This is a genomic window from Algoriphagus sp. TR-M9 (assembly GCF_027594545.1).
Lineage (GTDB): Bacteria > Bacteroidota > Bacteroidia > Cytophagales > Cyclobacteriaceae > Algoriphagus > Algoriphagus halophytocola.
In genome coordinates this window covers 895,007-916,688 of sequence record NZ_CP115160.1, presented here as the reverse complement: position 1 = coordinate 916,688, position 21,682 = coordinate 895,007, and the positions used below count along the sequence as shown (strand labels likewise).

The 21,682-nt window shown below is 44.3% G+C and carries 15 protein-coding genes; 9 read left to right on the top strand and 6 right to left on the bottom strand.

What is annotated here, in order from left to right; translation table 11 throughout:
• Positions 1–245 precede the first annotated feature (245 nt).
• Positions 246–836, bottom strand: coding sequence for an RNA polymerase sigma factor (locus PBT90_RS04190; RefSeq protein ID WP_264809137.1), 591 nt, complete (start codon positions 834–836; stop codon positions 246–248).
• Between the two features lie 219 nt (positions 837–1,055).
• On the opposite strand from PBT90_RS04190, the gene ligA reads away from it, so the two are divergent.
• The 6 genes from ligA to PBT90_RS04160 all read left to right on the top strand — a co-directional run bounded on the left by ligA (position 1,056) and on the right by PBT90_RS04160 (position 8,670).
• Positions 1,056–3,506 carry an NAD-dependent DNA ligase LigA gene (ligA, locus tag PBT90_RS04185; RefSeq protein WP_264809136.1) on the top strand — a complete coding sequence of 817 codons (2,451 nt, stop codon included), beginning with the start codon at positions 1,056–1,058 and terminating at the stop codon, positions 3,504–3,506.
• Between the two features lie 153 nt (positions 3,507–3,659).
• Entirely contained in the window at positions 3,660–4,523 is an 864-nt protein-coding gene (dapA, locus tag PBT90_RS04180; RefSeq protein WP_264809135.1) for a 4-hydroxy-tetrahydrodipicolinate synthase, read from the top strand.
• A gap of 2 nt (positions 4,524–4,525) precedes the next feature.
• On the top strand, positions 4,526–5,836 hold the full coding sequence (xseA, locus tag PBT90_RS04175) for an exodeoxyribonuclease VII large subunit (RefSeq protein WP_264809134.1): 1,311 nt from the start codon (positions 4,526–4,528) through the stop codon (positions 5,834–5,836).
• Positions 5,833–6,021 carry an exodeoxyribonuclease VII small subunit gene (xseB, locus tag PBT90_RS04170; protein ID WP_264809133.1) on the top strand — a complete coding sequence of 63 codons (189 nt, stop codon included), beginning with the start codon at positions 5,833–5,835 and terminating at the stop codon, positions 6,019–6,021. Before xseA ends, xseB begins: the two co-directional genes overlap by 4 nt.
• 136 nt (positions 6,022–6,157) lie before the next feature.
• On the top strand, positions 6,158–6,862 hold the full coding sequence (locus PBT90_RS04165) for a hypothetical protein (RefSeq protein WP_264809132.1): 705 nt from the start codon (positions 6,158–6,160) through the stop codon (positions 6,860–6,862).
• A gap of 122 nt (positions 6,863–6,984) precedes the next feature.
• Positions 6,985–8,670 carry a toll/interleukin-1 receptor domain-containing protein gene (locus tag PBT90_RS04160; protein ID WP_264809131.1) on the top strand — a complete coding sequence of 562 codons (1,686 nt, stop codon included), beginning with the start codon at positions 6,985–6,987 and terminating at the stop codon, positions 8,668–8,670.
• 27 nt (positions 8,671–8,697) lie between these two features.
• On the opposite strand, the gene PBT90_RS04155 is transcribed toward PBT90_RS04160, so the two are convergent.
• From PBT90_RS04155 to PBT90_RS04135, 5 genes are all read right to left on the bottom strand, one after another.
• A complete protein-coding gene (locus PBT90_RS04155) occupies positions 8,698–9,198 on the bottom strand; it encodes a UpxY family transcription antiterminator (RefSeq protein WP_264809130.1) in 501 nt (166 codons plus the stop codon).
• A 140-nt stretch (positions 9,199–9,338) separates the two neighbouring features.
• Entirely contained in the window at positions 9,339–12,743 is a 3,405-nt protein-coding gene (locus tag PBT90_RS04150) for an efflux RND transporter permease subunit (protein ID WP_264809129.1), read from the bottom strand.
• 2 nt (positions 12,744–12,745) lie between these two features.
• The gene (locus PBT90_RS04145; protein WP_264809128.1) at positions 12,746–13,879 is read right to left on the bottom strand and encodes an efflux RND transporter periplasmic adaptor subunit; all 1,134 of its coding nucleotides are present in this window, start codon (positions 13,877–13,879) and stop codon (positions 12,746–12,748) included.
• Between the two features lie 59 nt (positions 13,880–13,938).
• Positions 13,939–15,321, bottom strand: coding sequence for a TolC family protein (locus PBT90_RS04140; protein ID WP_320055344.1), 1,383 nt, complete (start codon positions 15,319–15,321; stop codon positions 13,939–13,941).
• A 57-nt stretch (positions 15,322–15,378) separates the two neighbouring features.
• Positions 15,379–15,978, bottom strand: coding sequence for a TetR/AcrR family transcriptional regulator (locus tag PBT90_RS04135; protein ID WP_264809127.1), 600 nt, complete (start codon positions 15,976–15,978; stop codon positions 15,379–15,381).
• A gap of 349 nt (positions 15,979–16,327) precedes the next feature.
• On the opposite strand from PBT90_RS04135, the gene PBT90_RS04130 reads away from it, so the two are divergent.
• The 3 genes from PBT90_RS04130 (at position 16,328) to PBT90_RS04120 (ending at position 21,652) form a co-directional block, all read left to right on the top strand.
• A complete protein-coding gene (locus tag PBT90_RS04130) occupies positions 16,328–16,564 on the top strand; it encodes a hypothetical protein (RefSeq protein WP_264809126.1) in 237 nt (78 codons plus the stop codon).
• A gap of 4 nt (positions 16,565–16,568) precedes the next feature.
• On the top strand, positions 16,569–20,255 hold the full coding sequence (purL, locus tag PBT90_RS04125) for a phosphoribosylformylglycinamidine synthase (protein ID WP_264809125.1): 3,687 nt from the start codon (positions 16,569–16,571) through the stop codon (positions 20,253–20,255).
• An 815-nt stretch (positions 20,256–21,070) separates the two neighbouring features.
• Complete coding sequence (locus tag PBT90_RS04120) at positions 21,071–21,652, top strand: Crp/Fnr family transcriptional regulator (RefSeq protein WP_264809124.1); 582 nt, start codon at positions 21,071–21,073, stop codon at positions 21,650–21,652.
• Positions 21,653–21,682: the final 30 nt, after the last annotated feature.

Below are 21,682 nucleotides of genomic sequence, written 5' to 3'. Positions count from 1 at the left end.
TCATTTTTTTGAAAAAAAATTCTGATTATCCGTAATGACGCCAGTAGTTAAAGCATGTGGCTGGATAGTAGCGGATAACCGTCCACCGACAACAGCACACAGCACGTAGAAAGAAACCTAAACCCATATTTTCTCTCCCTACTGGTAGGAAAACAGAAATACATATAAAAAAACTCAAAAAGGAGCAGACCTCCTTTTTTTACGGTCTTGAAAAGACGGTATGGGAGTCAATAAATTTAAAAAAATCAGATATGTTCTTTCAGTTGCTGAAGTGCCTTTGAGAGCAAATTGTGTGCTGAAGCTATGCTGATCCCCATGATGGCAGCTATTTCGGAATAGCTCATTTCATTGAAAAACCGAAGGTTTACGATCTCTCTTTGTCTTTTGGTGATTTTGCTCAATGCAGAACTAATTTTAGCCTTCTGAAAGCTCTCCAACTCCCGCTGCATCAGTTCTTCTTCTTTGGAAACTGACTGCTCTAAAAAGTGGTTTTCGCCGGGTTCTTCAGTAAACTTTCTGTCTTTGTTGATTGCTTTGACCAGAATATTTCGAAAGGATTTGAAGAGGTAATATTTTACAGAATTCACATCTGTCAGCTCATCTCTTTTGTTCCAAATCCAGGTAAAAAGCTCCTGAATGCAATCCTTCACCAGCTCTCTATTGTAGCAGATGTGCATTCCATAATTAAATAGCCTATTGGCGTAGCGCTGGTAAAGACTGGAAAATCCCAGATTATTACCCTTGGCCAAACTACGCCACAAAGCCAGGTCATCGGCATGCAAACTCTTTGTCGATTTCGAGGTATTGGAAATAAAAAGATTTACATTATTACCCATTTTCGAAATTATATTTCAGTAAAACCGAAATTTAAGGTAGTTAATATTTTGACATAAATCAAAAAAAACTCAAAACAGAAGTAATTTGTTTGATGCCTAACCCGGCATTTTTTCGGTCTTATAAAAGACTTTCTCTCTTCCCGGCACTCCTGCCTCAAAAACATTGCTCCTTCCCTAGCGAAGTCTTATTTTTACCAGCCCTAATTTTTCCATACACCCATGAACCAACAGGAAGCAGCAAAGCGGATCACCGAACTAAGCAAGGAAATCAACCACCATAACAATCTCTACTACCAAGAGAGCAATCCGGAAATATCGGATTTTAAGTTTGACCAATTACTGGAGGAATTAATTTGGTTAGAAACGGAATTTCCTGACTTATTGGATCCTGATAGCCCCAGCCAGCGCGTGGGCGGCACCATCACCAAGGAATTCCAGACTGTAGCGCATGAGACCAAGATGCTCTCTCTGGGAAACACCTATTCTCAGGAAGAATTGATTGCCTTTGACGAGCGGATCGTGAAGGGACTTGGTCATACCAATTTCGAATATTTCTGCGAAATGAAATTTGATGGAGTGGCCATTTCCCTGGTGTATGAAAACGGACGTTTGGTACGGGCTGTGACCCGGGGTGATGGATATCGGGGTGATGATGTAACGGCAAATGTCAAAACTATCCGTAACATCCCCTTACGAATCAAAGGAGAAGGAATTCCTGCTAAATTTGAAGTACGTGGAGAAATTTTCTTACCACTGAAGGAATTCCTGAAAATCAACGCCGAACGTGAAGATGCAGGTGATGCTTTGCTCGCCAATCCCCGAAATGCAGCCTCAGGCACCCTCAAAATGCAGGATTCTTCTGTGGTCGCCAAGCGTAGATTGAATTGTTACTTTTACCAATTGCTCGGAGATGAAATAGGAGTTCAGACCCATTCCGAAGCTATTTCTTTAATAGAAAAATGGGGATTTAATGTCTCCCAGACTTACAGAAAAGCTGGGACTATCCAGGAAGTCATCCAATACATAGAAGACTGGAAAGAGCAGCGTTTTACGCTTCCGGTGGATACAGATGGGGTAGTTTTGAAAGTCAACAACTACGATCAGCGAGAGGAATTGGGCTTTACCGCCAAAAATCCCCGCTGGGCCATTGCCTATAAATATAAAGCTGAAAGCGCCGAATCTGAGTTGCTGTCGATCACCTATCAGGTAGGTCGCACAGGGGCGATCACTCCAGTAGCAAACCTCTCACCTGTAAGCCTGGCCGGGACCACGGTAAAGCGGGCTTCGCTTCACAATGCCAACGAAATCGAGCGACTGGATCTACATGAGGGGGATTATGTTTTTGTGGAAAAAGGAGGTGAAATCATCCCTAAAATCACCGCCGTCAATCCGGAAAGAAGGCCTGCTGGCGCAAACCCCGTCAGCTACATCAGTCATTGCCCCGAGTGTGGCACAGAGCTAGCGCGTAAGGAAAGTGAAGCCAAGCATTATTGTCCCAATTCAGAGTCCTGCCCTCCGCAGGTTTTGGGACGAATCGAGCACTTCGTGCACAAGCGTGCCATGGATATAGATTCTATGGGAACGGAACGGATCCGTGCCCTGATCGAGCAGGGGTTCATAGGCAACTATGCTGATATCTATGAGTTAGAAAGTAAAAAAGGAGACCTGCTAGGCTTGGAGATGTCGCAGGATCAATACGAAACTGAAGGTGACGGTTTACTTTACATCACCTTGGAAAAAGCACTTTTTGCCCTGACCGAGCAGATTTCCTTTAAGCAAATCCATGATTTCCTCCAGGCAAAAGCTGAAATTCCTTTACCTGAGACACTTCGGGCCTTTCAAGAGCAAATCCGGCTTTGGAAGAAAAAAACTGCCGCCAATGTAGGGATGGTAGAATATCTGATCAATCACCTCAAAGACCACAAGCTCCCAAAGCTGGAAGATTACGTGCCAGTGGCAGTGGTTTTGGAGATTTTGCTGGGCAGAAGAGTGGAATTTGACCAAATCTTACAAGCCAGCAAAACAGCAGGAACAGTTCATGGAATTCTCCGAAAACTCAATCTAGAACTGACCTCAGAAGTAAGCGACCGCATCAAAAAGCTAAAGGCCAATACCTTTCAAGATGGCGTAATCTCCAACATGATGGAGGGAATCGCAGCATCAAAAAACCAGCCCTTCGAAAAAGTACTTTTCGCACTAGGTATTAGAAATATTGGTGAAAATACCGCTCAACTTCTGGCTAGACACTTTGTGAGTATAGATAGGCTTCAAGCTGCCAGTACTGAACAATTGCTCGATGTGAATGGAGTCGGCGAAACCTTGGTGTCCAGTATCCGGGATTTCTTTGCCAATACCGAAAACCTGGAAATCATAGACCGATTGAAAAAGCATGGTCTTAAATTTGAAATTGAGCAAAATGAAACCTCACCACTTGGTGAACAATTGGCTGGAAAAAAGATATTGGCCAGCGGAAAATTAACCCATTTTAAACGGGACGAGATCAAGGACACGGTCATCGCTCATGGCGGCCAATACATTTCTTCAGTTTCCAAAAATCTGGATTTCATCATTGAAGGAGCAGATATGGGGCCAAGCAAAAAAGAAAAAGCCCAGAAACTTGGTGTTCCCTTAATCTCTGAAGAGGAGTTTTTGAAAATGATTGGTGCGTAGGGTTTTCACTCATCAGTTGCAGTCTCAGCTAGCGGTCTCCAATACCTGCGACTGGTAACTCTTGATTGAACACTAGAAAGCCCTTTTTTTCTAAAAACAGAATGTCATTTCCTATCATCCCATTATCTTTAGCCTCCCAAACCAAAAAAACCCATGAATCAGCTTAAAGGAACAGGCGTAGCCTTAGTCACACCATTTCACGACGATTACTCTATAGATTTCGAGGCGCTCAAGCGACTGGTGGATCATGTGATTGAAGGTGGTGTAGATTATTTGGTGGTCTTGGGAACTACAGGCGAAACTGTCACCCTTACTTTGGAAGAAAAAAAGCAGGTTCTCCAAGCCTGTTTGGAATATAATGCTGGCCGAGTACCAGTAGTGTACGGCATGGGCGGGAATAACACCATGTCGGTACTGAGTGAAATCGCCAACACAGATTTCTCAGGTATCACAGCCATACTCTCAGTAAGTCCATATTACAACAAGCCTACTCAGGCGGGTATTATCGCACATTACAAGGCTATAGCAGATGCCTGTCCAGTACCTGTGATTTTATATAATATTCCGGGCAGAACCATGTCCAATATCACTGCAGAAACCACGCTTAGTCTGGCTGAGCATTCTAATATTATAGGCATGAAGGAGGCCAGTGGTAATCTGGAGCAGTGCATGCAGATCGCTGCTAAAATGCCCAAGGACTTTTTACTCGTGTCCGGAGATGATCTCATGACCAAGGCTATTTATAGTATAGGCGGTTCGGGAATTATCTCGGTTATGGCCAATGCCCTTCCTGCCACTTTTAAGGCACTTTGCCATGGCACAGCTGAAGAAAGCCTTCAGGCGGCTTATTCCTTACTTCCGCTGAATGGTCTCATGTATGAAGAGAGCAATCCAGTTGGAATCAAAAATCTGCTTTGCCATATGGATATCTGCAATGATCAGGTAAGACTTCCTATGCTGAGAGCCAGTCTGGCCCTGAACAAAAAGATCAAGGCTGAATTCCAAAAACTAAAATAACCATGCAGAATGCCAGATCGATATCCGAACTCAATCGGCTGATCCAACAAGCCTTAGAGACGGAGCTAGATCCGGTAATTTGGGTAATAGGCGAGATTGCTGATTTCCGATCAGCACCTCAAGGCCACGCATATTTTGAACTGGTAGAAAAGCAAGGCAATACCGTACAGGCCAAAATAAGGGCAAATTCATGGGCTTTTGCCTACCGTTCGATAGCCGCCAAATTTGAAGCCGCTACAGGCTCCAGACTGAAAAACGGCATGAAGGTCTTGGCGCAGGTGTCGGTAAATTTCCATGCTGTCTATGGGCTGAGCATTAACGTCAAAGATATTGACCCTTCATTTTCCCTGGGTGAAAGAGCAAGAGTCCGTCAAGAAACCATAGATCGATTGACCCAAGAAGGAATTTTGAGGTTAAATGCCAGGCATATCCTCCCTCCTGTGATTCAAAAAATAGCCGTCATCAGTAGTCCCACAGCGGCAGGTTATGGAGATTTCATCAACCAACTGAAAAGCAACTCTTACGGATATCATATTTACCATAAACTCTACCCTTCTACCATGCAGGGAAATGAGGCCGTAAATTCCATTTTGAAAAGTATGGATCAGCTGGAGTCGGATAGCGAAAAACTACAGTTGGAAGCTGTGGTGATCATCCGAGGTGGAGGTGCGCAACTGGACTTGGATTGTTTCGATGAATACAGGCTAGCTGCCAAAATCGCAAATTGCCCTATCCCTGTGCTCACTGGAATAGGTCATGAGCGGGATGAAACCGTTTCTGACCTGGTAGCCCATACCCGATTGAAAACGCCCACTGCAGTTGCGGAGTTTTTGCTTTCGGGTTTCAGAGAGTTTGAAGAAAACCTGGGAATTGCGCTGCAAAGACTGGACAGGACTACCCGACAACAGCTCTCGAATGAAACCGGCAAAATGCAGCAACTCGCCCATCAGGTGAAAGCTTTGTCCGAAAGCCGAATTAAACTGGAAAAAGAAAAAGTCAATTCTGTAGTCACTCGGATAAAAATAACAACTAAAGGGATTCTAGCTTCCCAGGCCAATCAACTTACCGGGGCAGAACGGAATATCCGAAGAGGTGCAGATTCATTTTTGCGCAGCAAAACAGAGGAGCTAAAATCCAAAGAGCTAATTTTAAAACAACTCAATCCGGCAAATATTTTGGCCAGAGGCTACACCAGAACCGAAGTCCGTGGTACTCCGGTAAATCTAGCCAACCCAAAGCTTGGGGACATGCTTAAAACCCACAGCTCCAATCAAACGATCAGTAGTACAATTACACAAATTGAGGAAAAATGAGTAATCTAAAATATAACGAGGCGATGAGTAGGCTTGAGGTCATTCTCACAGAGCTGGAAGAAGGTAAAAAAAGCGTGGATGAGCTATCTGAAATGGTAAAAGAAGCAGCCGAACTGGTCAAACTCTGCAAATCCAAGTTGAAAAGCACCGAAGAGGATATTCAAAAAGCCTTCGATGAAGCTTAATTTTTAGGCCCTGCGCACACTAAACTTAGCGCTTTTTGGGTTTTATTATAAATAATTAGCCGGTGTTGGCATATTTGTTGCCAATTTTGCAAAATAAACCTAGCTCTTCTATTTCAACCAACTAGGACTATTCATTATGTCATTACTATTCAGATATTCTTTTCTACTTCTTCTTACTATCTGCACGCTGCAGGTGAATGCCCAGAACTTTTATAAAGAGAAGCAATCAAGAGATAATATAGTGAGTATAGGGGTAGGTCCATCGTTTATTTATATGGATAACGGAGGGCAGTACAGAACATTCAACTTTGAGTTTAACCCTTCTATTTCGGCATCCCTCACCAAAAGACTGACCGATAGATTTGACGTCAAAGCTACTGGCGGGATGCAATGGATCTCCAGCGGAGGCAATCCTAGTCAGCAAGTGACAGATTACTGGACAGCCAATAATTCTTCATTTACAGCAAATGGTACAGCTTATTATTTTGACCTGATGCCTACGGTCTATTTGGTGCCTTTCGGCAATCACATGAACCGGAGTATGTTCAACTTCTACTTTGGGCTAGGTCTGGGTGTGCTGCACGCCAATACCGAGCAAACCAAGTCTTTCAGCGAAGATGAGGTGCCGGTCCGGGAAAAAGTCACCACAGGATACGTGCCTATCCGGGGTGGCATCACGTATACAATCGGTGCCTATTCAGACATTGCGCTTGAAGGTACCATGCTGGCCACTTTTACCGATAATATAGACGGAAATGTAGGTTTTAATAAATTCGGTGATCATCTGCTTCAGGCCCAAATCGTCTACAGAAGGTATTTATTCAGCGATTTCAGTAGGTAAGCACCACAATTCCCCCGCACATCGTTTGGGGTAGCTAAGCATAAATTTTAAGGAACTCTTATTTGAGGTTTTCCGGAAATAGGATTAACTTCAAAAAAACACATTCCTAAAACACTTTTTTTATGCCGAGCAATCCACAAGCCGTTTTCATTTCCTACGCCTGGGGTGGAGAAAGTGAAGGGGTAGCCAATGAGATTGATCAGGTAGTCACTTCTACCGGGATTCATTTGATTAGAGACAAAAGAGACTTAGGTTTCAAAGGGCTCATCAAGGAATTTATGGAGAAGATAGGTCAGGGAAATGCGGTGATTCTGGTCATCAGCGATAAGTACCTCAAATCTCCAAATTGCATGTTTGAGCTGCTAGAAGTTCAGAAAAACGGAGATTTTCTCGACAGAGTTTTTCCGGTGGTGCTTCCCGATGCCACTATTTACAAGTCCACCGGAATCATTTCCTACCTCAAATACTGGGAAGACCAAATCGACGAATTAAACCAGGCCATCAAAGACCTGGATAGCTTTGCAGATACGCAGGGAATCCGGGAAGACATAGACCTTTTTACAGATATCCGGGCTGCTATCGCAAAACTAGCCAGCACCTTGCGGAATATGAATACCCTGAGTATCGCAGAAATGCGCTCCAAGTCCTTTTCACCACTTTTAGAGTTACTGGGCAAAAAGGTCAACCCAGCTCCTAAACCAGACCCCAGGCCCAGTTCAAAATACGGAAAGGTTTTATACCATATTCCGGACACCATGCAAATACAGGAATGGACCCGCTGTATTGTACGCTTGGCCTGGAATGAGCTATTATTGGAAGACAACCTCCAAATCCCGAAAGATGAAAAAGTAATCGAAAATATCCGACTGGGAAAAGTGATGCAGGTATGCATAGAAGAAGGCAGGGATGAGGAGAACTTTGAGATCAGCAGCCTCAGCTCCAAGGAGCAACTCATTTTCGAAGATGACTACACAGAATGGCTCTTCGATGTAAAACCTAAATCTGAAGGCGTCTTCACACTGGTACTTCGGGTGACATTATTGCAGATCATAGAAGGCTTTGGTGAGCGGAAAAAGGACATTGTGCTGGAACGAAATGTCACCACTAAAACCTTTGCTCCGGAGGCTTTGCCCAGTTTTGATGACTCTTTGGAAGAGCTCATTCCCGAACCAGCGCTTAACACCGATCACACTAAGCCTAGATTACGTCTTACATCGAAAAAACCCTTTCGGCAAGCTAAGAGCCCGGATGATAATCAGCCAAGCCCAAGTGCTGAAAACTTTGCCCATGACAATGTTTTAGATGAGGAACTTGCGCAACCCAGCTCCAGTGCTCCTATCCCCAATACTGCTTCAGCTACACCTAAAAAAGCTAAATCCACCGTCAGAAAAATATTTCCTTATGCTGCTTCGGTATTAGCAGTGGGGATCACCAGTGTATTACTTCTTTCCGAAGTCAATAATTCCGGTCAAGAAGTGACGGAGACCGTAGGACAGCAAGCCCCAGATGAGGTAATTGTAGATGGTATAGAGCAAGTGGAATCGCCTTCTACTGGAGCTCCCTCTTCCCAAGCTTTTCCAGTGAAAGTTTTAGTAGCTATTCATGCTTCAGATAGCGACAAAAGCATAGCAGACAGCGATTACCTTTTCTACACTTCTTACGAATCCTTGGACACCTTATATTTAAATTCCTTAAATGTGCAATTCTACGCAGAAGACGAAGTAAACCTTCCCAACGATCAAGAAGTAGAATACCTGTCCGCTCAGGAGATCATCAGTAAATTAAAAGCTGATAATTTTCTTAAATAAACATGACAGCAATACCCCCAGGGGCATTTACCTGGTCACTTCCAAAAACTTCCTGGGCACGGAAATCAATAAATTCTGGTAAATCCCAGGAATACGGATCAGAAAATAATCTTTGTTTCCTTTTTCTATTACCTCTCCAGTCATGTGCTGCAGTGGCCCACCTATAACTTTCACTTTCTCTCCAGGGTCAATTTCCGAACCATCTGATTCCACATCTACTCCAGTTTCCACTACACGCTGAATCACTTCAATATCCTCATCCCGTAGGGTAGCATGCTGTCCGGAAAAATGCACAAATTTTACAGCCCCTGGCTCTTGCAGGCATTCCCAGAGTTGATTGCGCCTTGTCTTTACAAAAACATAGCCATTGAACATGGCTCGCTTTACTTTCTTCTTCCTATCTGACCACTGCCTCAATTCCTCGATCATAGGCAGGTAAACTTCCCAGCCTTTTTCTACCAATCGATCCGCTACTTTCTTCTCTGCTCTTGAGGCTGTGTACATAACGTACCACTTCAAATCTTCCATCTCTTATTTTGAACTATTTGGGAAAACGAAATTACAAATTCCATGCTGGAAAGGGAAAAATAAAATACCCCTAAGCACAAAAAACCTCCGAGACATAGCCCCGGAGGTTTTAACAAAAAAAACCACCAACCTTAATCCAATCAAGATTTAAGTTTGCTGATTCTCAAGCTGAGTTTATCTGCCAACAAATACATGACTGGTACAATGACTAACGTAAGGAAAGTAGCAAAGGTTAACCCGAATATTACCGTCCATGCCATTGGTCCCCAGAAAGCGGCATTATCCCCTCCTACGTAGAACTGAGGGTCAAAATCACTCAATAAAGATCCGAAATTAATGTTCATTCCTATCGCGAGAGGAATCAATCCAAGCACAGTGGTAATGGCGGTCAAAAGCACTGGTCGAAGTCGGGTTTTACCTGACTCTACGATACTTGCTATCATCAAATCAAATGGCAGTCGGTCTTTTGGACCTAGGCCTAAGTCTTCACGCTTTCTTTCTCTTACCAGATTGGTGTAATCTATCAAAACTATAGCATTGTTCACCACAACACCCGCCAGGGAGATGATACCTATCCCGGTCATGATCACTACAAAATCCATATTGAATATCACCAAACCTAGGAATACCCCTATGGTACTAAGCACCACTGAAGCCATGATGATAAATGGTGTAGTCACGGAATTAAACTGAGCCACGATGATCAGGAAGATCAAGGAAACAGCCACTCCCAAGGCTCCCATCAAGAATTCCATAGATTTCTGCTGCTCCTCCTGCTCTCCAGTGTACTTCACAGATATTCCATCTGGTACCTCATATGTTCTCAGAGCAGCTTGGATTTGGGCATTGACTTCTGTGGCATTGTAGCCATCCAGCACGTTAGAATAGATCGTCACGGCCTTGTCTAAGTCTTTTCTCTTCACTGATCCATAGGTAGAACCATACTTGATTTCAGCCACAGCAGAGATAGGAACTTCACGTTTTTCACCGAATTTATCCCTAAATCCTATCTTTTTATTGACTAGTGTATTGATGTCGTATCTGAACCCTTCTTTCAGTCTCAGCTGAATAGGATAGTCATCCTCCCCTTCTTTATATTTGGAAACCTCCAGCCCAAACAAAGCCGTTCTCAAGTCATTGGCTATTTCAGAAGTAGAAAGTCCAAATCTTCTCGCTTTTTCCCGGTCTATATTCAAGATTACCTCTGGATTTCCCAAAGACAAATCAGTCTTCAATTCTTCCACTCCTGGGATATTCTGATTATTCAAATATTCCCGGGTCTGATTCACGTACGCGATCAGTTGATCGTAATTCTCACCTGTAAACTCCAAATTCACAGCTTTCCCGGTAGGCGGGCCATTTTTCTGTTTATCCACCGTAATCAACACCCCAGGGTATTTTTCAGCCAAATCACGGATGACCTCCATGGCTCCATTGGTATTGATTCCTTGCCTGTCTATATAGTCCACAAAACCAATGGTGATTTTGGCTTTGTGAGGCGTAGGCTGGTTACTCGGGCCTTCCATAGGATCACCTGTACCTTCTCCTACCTGGGAAATCACCGATTCCAGAATCCCTTCATAGTCACTCAAAGCTTCCATCATTTCATCTTCCATGCCATCTACAAACTCATTGGTAGCTTCTATGTCCGTACCGATAGGAAATTCTATGAACACATTGACCAGCTGTGGCTGATTATCCGGAAAGAATAAAACTTTCGGAGCTCTCACTCCTAGCAATACCAATGAGAAAATCAGCAATAAGAAAGTACCTCCAAAGAACAAATAAGGTTTTTTGCCATTCAAGGCAAATTTCAATGAAGATTCATAGGTATTCTCCAGCTTCACGAGCAATACAGTCTGAAACCATCTAATGGCTTTGCGAAGCACAAAAACATTGAACAAAGTCAAAATGCAAGCCACCAGCATCAAGGTGCCAATAGCGGTAACACCGATTAAATAGAAAATAGTAGATAGCACTAAAAACACACCTGCTACTATGATCGACTTTTGCTTGGGCTTATTCACGCTCACATCCTCTATCTTCATAAACATTGCGGTCAAAACCGGGTTGATGACCAAAGCCACAAACAAGGATGAAGAAAGTACGATAATCAGGGTAATCGGCAAAAACTTCATGAACTCCCCTACCGTATCTTGCCAAAAAGCCAAAGGTAAAAATGCCGCCAGCGTAGTAGCCGTGGAAGTAATGATAGGCCAAGCCACTTCACCTACTCCCTCTTTGGCTGCTTGAGTAGAACTTTTTCCTTCAGACATGAGCCTGTAGATGTTTTCCACCACCACAATCCCATTATCCACCAGCATTCCCAGAGCAAGAATCAAAGAGAAAAGCACCATCAAATTCAAGGTGATCCCGAATGCATTCAAAACCAAGAATGAAATGAACATGGAGAGTGGGATAGCGATCCCCACAAACAATGCATTTCTAAATCCTAGGAAAAACATCAATACCAGAACTACCAGAATTACCCCAAAAATAATCGAGTTTTCCAAGTCACTTACCTGAAGCCTGGTTTGCTTGGATTGATCATTGGTAATGGTAATTTCTACATCCGGCGGAAAACGATTGGCCTTGGTCTCATCTATGATTTCCTTGATCTTATCTGCCGCGTAAAGCAGGTTTTCACCACTTCTTTTGACCACATTGATCGTGACCACGGGCAGGTTCTTACTTCTGGCGTAACTGCTTCGTTCCTTATAGGTGTCTTTGACTTCAGCTACATCCCTTAGGTACACGATTTTTTGATTATCTGTCTTGACAATGATATCCTCCAGATCCATAGGATCGTCGAATTCACCATCTACTCTCAGGCTCCGCTGAAAATCTCCAGTTCGGATATTCCCTCCTGAAATGGTGACATTCTCCGTCTGCACAGCTTGCGCAATATCATTGAAACTCACACCCACTGCCTCCATTTTATAAGGATCCGCATTGATTTGAATTTCTCGCTCTACCGTACCTGCCAGATCCGCGCTGGATATTTCAGAAAGCTTTTCTATCTCATCCTCCAGGTATTCCCCAAACTTCTTCAGCTCCGTCTCCGAATAATCTCCGGATATATTCACATTCATGATGGGGAAATCTGAGGTATTCACCTCTAAGACATTTGGATCCTGATCCAGGTCAGTAGGCAGTTCACTTTTCGCTTTATCTACAGCATCCTTCACATCCTGTATCGCTTTGGAAATCTCTATACCCGGATTAAACTCAATCACGATGGATGAAAAATCCTGAACAGAAGTGGAGTTGATGTCTTTGATATCATTGATAGACTTCAGCTCCTTTTCGATCGGACGGGTAATCAGGTTCTCCATATCCACTGGAGAGTTGCCCGGATAGGGCGTCCCCACGTACACCGTAGGGATGACGATTTCCGGGAAGCTTTCCTTCGGCATATTTCTATAGGCACTCAGTCCCAAGACTGTAATAATCAAGGTAAGAATGACCACCGAAGTGGAGTTGTCCACGCTCAGGCTGGACAGTCCAAACTCACGTGTTTTTTGTGGTTTTTGATTTTCTGCCATTATTATTGCTGCGCTATATTCACATTAAAATTATCCCCAACTTCACGGAAACCCTTGTCTACCAGCGTTTCCCCGCCCTTAAGGCCACTTAGGATTTCTGTCTCCCGGTCAAAGGTTTTTCCACGCTCCACATACTTTTTGAGCGCTTTTCCGTCCTCTACCACAAACACATAATCGCCTCTATTGTCACTCAATATCAAGTGGCTAGGCACCACTACCGCATTGGCATTTTGATAATCCAAAATCTTCAAAACTGAGATCATATTTGGCTTCACCATTGGAAGATTTGGAAGGTAAACTTCCACTTTGAAAGTCCTATTATTTGGGTTAATAATCGCTCCAATCGAAGACACTTTGGTCTGTAGCTCCTTATTGATGGAAGGGAAATTCACCTCTACCGAATCACCTTTTGACAATACTCCGATGTAGCTTTCGGAAATATCTGCCTCGATAAACAGGTCGCTTTCACCTACAAACTGAAACATCCCCATACCTGGCTGCACCAATTCACCCAGTCTCACTTCAATAGACTCTAGGGTTCCGGAAAAAGGAGCAGTGATCACCGCCTTAGCCAGATTGGTTTTGGCGGTAGCCAGGTTACGTTCCAAGCCTTCTTTTCTGTTTTTGGCTTCCAAATACTGGACTTCTGTACCGATCTGCTGATTCCAAAGTCTCTCCTGCTTTTCAAAAAGCGTAGTGGCCAGCTCCAAGGAGTTTTCCAATTCGTCTATATTTCTCTGAAGGCTCTCCGAATCAATTCTTGCCATTACCGTTCCCTTCGTCACGCGCATGCCCTCCAGTACTGGAATCTCCAAAATCCTGCCTGAAGTTTCGGCACTGATCATCACGTTCTTTTTAGAAAGGACGGAACCAGTCACCTCTACGTAGTGGTCAAACTCCCCCTTTTTGGCCTCAGCCGTGGTGATGAGTACTGACTTTTTGTTCTGCTTCGCAAATTCCGGGTCCAGCTTGGTAAGCTCAGCTTCTAACTCCGCTATGGAAGTGGATATCTCATTCGATTGTGCTTTCAGCTCTTCCAGTTCCGCATGCTTGGCGGCGATTTCATCTTTTGGTCCGCAGGAAAATGCCAAAAAAGCTAAAGCAATCAGTGGGGAAAATTTATTGAATGATTTCATTTTTTATAGATAAGATCTTTGATACATAAATAAGTTGGAATGCAGGTAGTGGAACTGAATTACTCCTCTAGCCCTACCTTGAGAATTCCAAGTGCTTTTTCTAAATCCACTTTTGAGATTAACCCATCGTAAAGTGCACCTAAATAATTGATTTCTGACTCGATCAATGCCGCATCTGCCTCTACTACTTCCAGATTGGAACCAACGCCTTCATTGTATTTGATTTTTGAAATATCATACACCTCCTGGGCTAGTTCCATGCTTTCCCGCTGTACGGCGAGGACCTCCAGGTCATTGGCCAGGTTTTCTCTAGCTTGATATATCTCCAATTTGATGTTTTGATCCAGGTAAAACCTCTGGTTTTCCAACTGCTGGATCTGCAGCCTGTTCCTTTGGATTCTAGCGCTTTTGGACAGCCCATCGAAAATCGGGATGTTCAGCGTCAAACCCAACATGGAGGAACTGAACCAATTGATAGGATCGTAGGTAGAAGAAAATGAATCCCCCGCACCTGATCTGGTGAAATTGCCGCTGAAGTCCAAGGTAGGCATGTACTGGGCATTGTTGTTTTTCAGGTCGAGATTGGTCAACTCTAGATTGGTCTCCAACTGGTCCATTTCTACCCGGCGCTCGCCTTCCATAGTCTGAATTGCAACCAAATCATCCTCCGGGTTAAGTTCAGCCAAAGTCTCCGTAATCTCAATTTCGAAATTTCTAGGCAGCCCGAGTTGGATTTTCAGCAATTGCTTAGAGATATCATAAGCAGTGATGCTTTGCTTCAGCTGGGAAAATGTATTGTTCCGCTGAACCTGGATTCTGGAAACTTCTACTTTCTCCACAAACCCCGCTTCGTTCATCGCTTTGGTTTCTTCCAAAAGGGAATCGATTCGGGCCAGATTGGCCTCGGCCAGTTTGATTCTCTCCTGGTTGACCAGTACCCCGAAATAGGCTTTTTTGACATTTTCTATCAGGTCATTTTCCACCTTGACCTTATCGTATTCGGTCAGTTGCTTATAGGTTTTGGCAGCTCTCAATCCGATAAAAAACGACCCGTCAAAAATCATCTGGGTCATATTTACTCCGGCATTCGCCGAATAGCTCACCCCAAACCGTAAGGGAATTACGTCAGATGGATTACTAGGATCACCGAAGGGAGGTTCATTTGGCACAAACATCACCGGCACCATAGGATTATAAGTCAATCCTACCGATCCATTGATCTGCGGTAGTCCGGCCGCTGTCTCTTCCTTGATGGTGGTCTGGGAGATCATCACTTCCAGCCTGGCGTTCTTGGCATCTACATTGTTTTCCAATGCATATTCCAAAGTCTCTTTCAGATTGAGCTGCAACACTTCCAGCTGAGCGGGATCCTGTGCAAGCACCTCAGTCCTGAGCTGCATCAGGGCCAGTATTGCCAGCAGAGAAAATTTTATTCTATTCATTATTTTATTACTAAAAAGGGTCTTTTCAATTAACAAATACTACATTTTGAGCTATGCTCAATTTAGGTTTTGCTTTTGCAAATAGGACTCACGGCCTTTATCGGTAAATATGCCGTGTAGAAAATGATCCAATACACTGACTTGCATCTCCACGAGCGTAAATTCCGAATTACGGAGATTAGTCATATTAAATCCTGCACTGATCTGTTCCACTCGCATCTTGGCCAAAATAGCTGAGTTGATCTCCGGGCGAAAATAACCCAACTTCTTACCTCTCTCCAATACATTGACAAGATCTGTCTCAATAACTTCCTCTCTATACCGCTCAAAAACCTCCCAAGTATCCGGGAAATACCGTTGGATTTCTATAATCACCAGAGGATTCATGGCGCTCAATCGCTCCCTTACCATCTTGGAAGTCTGCACCAAATGCTCAATCACCCCATCTTTGGAATCTGCAAAATCCTGTAACTTTTGACAATCCTGCTCCAGTACCGTGGAGAAGGCTTCCTTGATTAATTCTTTTTTGTCTTTGAACTCCTGATAAAGCGTCTTCTTTGAAATCCCGATAAGCCGGGCAATATCCTCCATCGTAACGATTCTCACGCCGTAATGACTGAATTGCTCTATGGCCACCTCCAAGATTTTTTGTCTCATATCTGCTGCACTCTTTTATTCGGCTGCAATACTATGGAAACTTTCAGAAAGCTCAAAGTTTCCACAGAAACATTAACGAACAATCTTTGGCTTTAACAGAAAAATAATATCGAAAACCGCACGAAAACGAACAGTATCAAGGAATTTTAAAATATTAACCCAGCTTCTCAGACTTATTGACACCAAAGGATGGGCAGATAAATTCAGATTTATTGCGCTAGAATAATGCAAAATTGGATTGGGTAAACCCTAGCATTGCGCTGCTTTGTACCCCTCCTTCGATCTGCTGTTACCTCAAACAAAGTGACCAGCAGCAATGGGCACTTTACGGACAATTATATTTTCTAACATGGATATCCGGAATGATGCCAGTAACCAATATTTCTCTGCTCAACAGACCAGAAGTCCGAAGACTCCCTCAGGAGCGGGACAGGCTGAGGTGGCCTCAAATCTTAAGTTCAACATATCCTATGCTGCTTTTGCCTACTTACTGGCAGAAAAGCGGATATACATATTTTCTAATCTTTCAAATTTCAATTTTTCAATCTACCACCCAAATGATTACCTTTGCAGCTTACTAGCCTAAGGACATGATTTTCTTCTTCGAATCCCCTCAAAACCTTATCTACGCCGTACAAACCCCTCAACCTTTCGCTCCCGAAGATATCCAGAAATTAATCTGGCTTTTTGGCGAAGCCAAAGCTCTGGAAACAAACCAAGTAGAAGGTAAATTCTCCGGCCCAAGAAAAGAAATGATCACCCCCTGGTCCACCAATGCCGTGGAAATCGCCGGAAACATGGGGATAAATGGAATCACCCGCATCGAGGAATTTTTTCCCTTGAAGGACGGGGAAACTATAGACCCCATGCTGAAACATGCATATGACGGTCTGGATCAGGATGTTTTTGACATTCACCTGCAGCCAGAACCCATCGTGGAGATCAAGGACATCGCTGCCTATAATAAGGAGCATGGACTGGCTCTGAGCCAGGAAGAGGTGGATTACCTGGAAGGGGTATCCAAACAACTCGAAAGACCGCTAACTGATTCTGAGGTATTCGGCTTTTCCCAGGTGAACTCGGAGCATTGCCGACATAAGATCTTCAACGGCACATTTATTATAGACGGGGTGGAGAAGCCAATGACGCTTTTCCAACTGATCAAGGAAACCTCCAAAAAGCATCCAAACCGAATCGCTTCTGCCTACAAAGACAACGTGGCATTCGTAGCAGGTCCAAAGGCGCAACAATTCGCTCCAACAACCCAGGATAAAGCAGATTTTTTCGAAACCCGTGACATAGATACGGTGATTTCCCTGAAAGCCGAAACGCACAACTTCCCGACTACGGTAGAGCCATTCAATGGTGCTGCCACCGGAGGCGGCGGTGAGATCCGCGACCGTATGGCAGGTGGTACTGCTTCTATCCCTTTGGCCGGAACAGCAGTTTACATGACCTCCTACTCCAGAACGGAGGAAGGGAGAAGTTGGGAGAAAAATCTTCCTGCAAGGCCTTGGCTATACCAATCCCCGATGGATATTTTGATCAAAGCTTCCAATGGAGCTTCTGATTTTGGAAATAAATTTGGTCAGCCACTGATCTCAGGTTCAGTTCTGACTTTTGAGCATGAAGAAGATGGCAAGCACCACGGCTTTGACAAGGTAATCATGCTTGCCGGCGGCGTTGGCTTTACCAATGCTAAGTACACAAAAAAAGAAGAGCCCAAAGCCGGTGATCAAATCGTGATCATGGGCGGGGACAACTACAGAATCGGCATGGGCGGTTCGGCGGTTTCTTCGCTGAATACCGGTGAACTTTCTAACGCCATCGAACTTAATGCCATTCAGCGTTCCAACCCTGAAATGCAAAAGCGTGTTTCCAATGTGATTCGCGCTATGGCCGAAAACGAAAACAATCCCATCATCTCCATTCATGATCATGGGGCAGGCGGGCATTTGAACTGCCTTTCTGAATTGGTGGAAAACACCGGAGGTACGATCCACATCGACCAACTTCCTGTGGGTGACCCTACCCTTTCTGCCAAGGAAATCGTAGGAAACGAGTCTCAGGAAAGAATGGGATTGGTGATCGGCAAAAAAGATATTGCTACACTTCAGACTATCTCTGAGCGGGAAAGAGCGCCTTTCTATGTAGTCGGTGAGACTACCGGAGATATGCATTTCAAATTTGAAAACCAGAAGACAGGCGAAAAACCTGTGGACTGGAATCTAAGCTATATGTTCGGCTCCTCGCCAAAAACCATTTTGGAAGATAAGAGCAGCAAATCCAGCTTTGCGGAAGCAAAATATGATGCTGAGCAAATTCAAGGCTACATCCGCGAAGTCCTGCAGCTGGAAGCGGTGGCTTGTAAAGACTGGCTGACCAATAAGGTAGATAGATCCGTGACGGGACGTGTGGCTACGCAGCAAACTGTGGGTGCAATCCAGCTTCCGCTGAACGATGTGGCTGTGATGGCGCTGGACTTCACCGGAAATAAAGGCATCGCCACTTCCATAGGTCATGCTCCAGTGGCTGCATTGGCAAATCCGGAAGCAGGTAGCCGACTCGCGATCGCAGAAGCCATGACCAATTTGATCTTCGCTCATATTCAAGACGGCTTGCAGGGAATTTCCCTTTCTGCCAACTGGATGTGGCCTGCGAAAAACGAAGGCGAAAACGATAGATTATATCGTGCTGTGGAAGCTGTTTCGGAATTTGCAATAGATCTGGGGGTGAATATTCCGACTGGAAAAGATTCCCTTTCCATGACACAGAAATACCCTGATGGCAAAACGGTGTACTCTCCAGGGACTGTGATCATCTCTTCTGTAGGGGAATGCTCCGACATTCAGAAAACAGTGAAAACTGCTCTACAACCTGTCAATGGAAGTAAAATCCTATACATAGATTTTTCTAGAGATGCAGCTAAGCTTGCGGGTTCTAGCTTCTATCAGGCTTTGAATAAAATCGGAAATGAAACTCCAGACGTAAAAGATGCCGCATACTTTGCACAGGCATTTACGGCTATCCAAGATCTGATCGATCAAGGATGGATTCTGGCTGGACACGACATCTCCTCCGGAGGGCTCATCACAGCCTTGCTGGAAATGTGCTTCCCAACTCCAGGTGTAGGACTGAAGGTTCACACCAACCGCATGCATGAGGAGGATCTGGTAAAAGTGCTTTTCGCAGAAAACCCAGGTATTTTGATTCAGGTAGCGGATGAAAATGCAGTAGAAGCACTTTTGGTGGAAGCAGACGTGGATTATGTAGAGCTGGCGAAAGTGACCGATTCAGGGGTAGTGGAACTGAAAAAAACCGAAATCAACCTGGACATAGCTGAGCTTCGCGATGTTTGGTTCAAATCTTCCTATTTATTAGACCGAAAACAAAGCGGAGAAAAGCTAGCCAAAGACCGCTTTGACAATTATAAAAACCAACCCCTTTCATTTGAGTTTGCGGCAGACTGGAAAGGCGACTTTGCGGCAGCAGGCCTTGATCCTTTCAGAACTACTAAAGGAAAAGCCAAGGCAGCGATCATCCGAGAAAAAGGTGTGAATGGCGATCGTGAAATGGCTTATTCGCTTTGGCTAGCTGGCTTCGAAGTGAAGGACATACACATGACCGATCTAATCTCAGGTCGTGAAAACCTGGAAGATGTGCAACTCATCGCCTTCGTAGGAGGATTCTCCAATTCCGATGTTCTGGGATCAGCCAAAGGCTGGGCAGGAGCCTTCTTATACAACCCGAAGGCTAAGCAAGCCCTGGACAACTTCTACGCCCGTCCTGACACCTTGAGTTTGGGTGTGTGTAACGGTTGCCAGCTGATGGTAGAACTTGGCTTGGTCACTCCTGATCATGCAGACAAGCCAAAGATGCTGCATAACGATTCGCACAAGTTTGAGTCTACCTTTGTGAATGTGACCATTCCTGAGAACAACTCTGTGATGCTAGGATCGCTCAGCGGTCAGCGTCTTGGCGTTTGGGTTGCGCATGCAGAAGGTAAATTCTCTCTACCGCTAGCAGCTGAGCAGTACAATTTTGCGATGAAATACAGCTACGAGGCCTACCCAGGGAATCCTAATGGTTCCGACCATGCGACAGCCGGTATCGCATCCGCAGACGGACGTCACCTGGCGATTATGCCACATATAGAGCGTACCCTGAAGCCTTGGAACTGGGCGCATTATCCTGCTGATAGAAATGACGACTTTACACCTTGGATGGAGGCTTTTGTGAATGCGAGGAAATGGGTTGAGGCGAATTCTGAAGGCTAAAATTAGAAAAGCTGAAAATTGTCGAAATCCCTTGGAGCAATCTGAGGGATTTTTTTTGTTGAGAATTTAGGGAATATTGCCTTAGAATATCGGCCATGCCTACGGCATTTTATGATCCCATTATCCATCTTGAATTCCAGCCATTGAAATGGCTGGCTAGTTGATCGGTCATGCCTACGGCATTGATTCTACATGTCTCCAATTAATGAGTCCCAGAGGGACGAACCATCTTATAGCCAGAGGTTTCAACCTCTGGGATTTGAATGAACACATAACCACGCAAAGTCCCAGCGAGACGGGCGATATCTATTCATCACCTAATTCAATATTGTATTGTATTTAGCCAATATCGGCCATGCCTACGGCATTGATTCTACATGTCTCCAATTAATGAGTCCCAGAGGGACTGCTCATCTCATAGCCAGAGGTTTTAACCTCTGGAATTTGAATGACCACATAGCCCGCAAAGTCCCAGCGAGACGGACGATATCTATTCATCACCTAATTCAATATTGTATTGTATTTAGCCAATATCGGCCATGCCTACGGCATTGATTGTACATGTCTCCAATCAATGAGTCCCAGAGGGACGGCTCATCTCCTAGCCAGAGGTTTTAACCTCTGGATATGTGAAGGAGATAAGATTCGATGGAGTCCCAGCGGGACAGACGATACGAATTCAAGAATAAAATTGTTTTGAGGTAGTCAGTGGTCAATGTATAGCCTGTTAAAGTGATCGACAGCACCTCCATTCCCATAATTAAATTTTGATTTAGATATTAGCAAAAAATTAAACTCCTCAGCAAGTCCCACCCATGCCACTCGAACAAACCATACACCAACTTGGCGAGCTCTACGCACCTTTATCCATAGCATGCCAGCAGGATCTTATTGCCAATTCCAAACTCTGCACATTTAAGAGAGGTGAGATTGTAGTCCGGGAAGGACAATATTCTGAAAAAGCCTATTTGATCGTGGAAGGTTGTGCCAGAGCATATTATTTAAAAGACGGAAAGGATATTTCAGATTGGTTTACTTTCGAAAACCAATTTATGGCTCCTATAGTCAGTTTTTTCAGTGCCAAACCTAGTCCGCATTTTGTGGAATTTGTGGAAGATTCAGTGGCTTACGAGTTCTCAAAGGCTACCTTTGACAGTCTTTCCCAGAAGCATCATGACTTTGAACGATTTGTCAGCAAAGTGGTAACAGAAACCATGCTGGGGCTATGCGAAAGGCTTTACACCATCCAATTCAACCGAGCCGAGGATAGATTTAAGCACCTGATCAGCATCTATCCGGATATCACCAACAGAATCCCGCTTACCCATATTGCCTCCTATCTGGGAATCACTTTGGAGACTCTGAGTAGAATTAGAAACAAAAAAACCACCACTTGATCTAGATCAAATGATCACGCTTCCATTTAG

Excerpts from the sequence above, each read along its gene's own strand:
- PBT90_RS04135 (WP_264809127.1), bottom strand. The coding sequence starts at position 15,978 with ATGAGACAAAAAATCTTGGAGGTGGCCATAGAGCAATTCAGTCATTAC.
- PBT90_RS04160 (WP_264809131.1), top strand. The coding sequence starts at position 6,985 with ATGCCGAGCAATCCACAAGCCGTTTTCATTTCCTACGCCTGGGGTGGA.
- xseA (WP_264809134.1), top strand. The coding sequence starts at position 4,526 with ATGCAGAATGCCAGATCGATATCCGAACTCAATCGGCTGATCCAACAA.
- PBT90_RS04145 (WP_264809128.1), bottom strand. The coding sequence starts at position 13,879 with ATGAAATCATTCAATAAATTTTCCCCACTGATTGCTTTAGCTTTTTTG.
- PBT90_RS04165 (WP_264809132.1), top strand. The coding sequence starts at position 6,158 with ATGTCATTACTATTCAGATATTCTTTTCTACTTCTTCTTACTATCTGC.
- PBT90_RS04140 (WP_320055344.1), bottom strand. The coding sequence starts at position 15,321 with ATGAATAGAATAAAATTTTCTCTGCTGGCAATACTGGCCCTGATGCAG.
- PBT90_RS04190 (WP_264809137.1), bottom strand. The coding sequence starts at position 836 with ATGGGTAATAATGTAAATCTTTTTATTTCCAATACCTCGAAATCGACA.
- purL (WP_264809125.1), top strand. The coding sequence starts at position 16,569 with ATGATTTTCTTCTTCGAATCCCCTCAAAACCTTATCTACGCCGTACAA.
- ligA (WP_264809136.1), top strand. The coding sequence starts at position 1,056 with ATGAACCAACAGGAAGCAGCAAAGCGGATCACCGAACTAAGCAAGGAA.
- PBT90_RS04155 (WP_264809130.1), bottom strand. The coding sequence starts at position 9,198 with ATGGAAGATTTGAAGTGGTACGTTATGTACACAGCCTCAAGAGCAGAG.
- PBT90_RS04150 (WP_264809129.1), bottom strand. The coding sequence starts at position 12,743 with ATGGCAGAAAATCAAAAACCACAAAAAACACGTGAGTTTGGACTGTCC.
- PBT90_RS04120 (WP_264809124.1), top strand. The coding sequence starts at position 21,071 with ATGCCACTCGAACAAACCATACACCAACTTGGCGAGCTCTACGCACCT.
- PBT90_RS04130 (WP_264809126.1), top strand. The coding sequence starts at position 16,328 with ATGGATATCCGGAATGATGCCAGTAACCAATATTTCTCTGCTCAACAG.
- xseB (WP_264809133.1), top strand. The coding sequence starts at position 5,833 with ATGAGTAATCTAAAATATAACGAGGCGATGAGTAGGCTTGAGGTCATT.
- dapA (WP_264809135.1), top strand. The coding sequence starts at position 3,660 with ATGAATCAGCTTAAAGGAACAGGCGTAGCCTTAGTCACACCATTTCAC.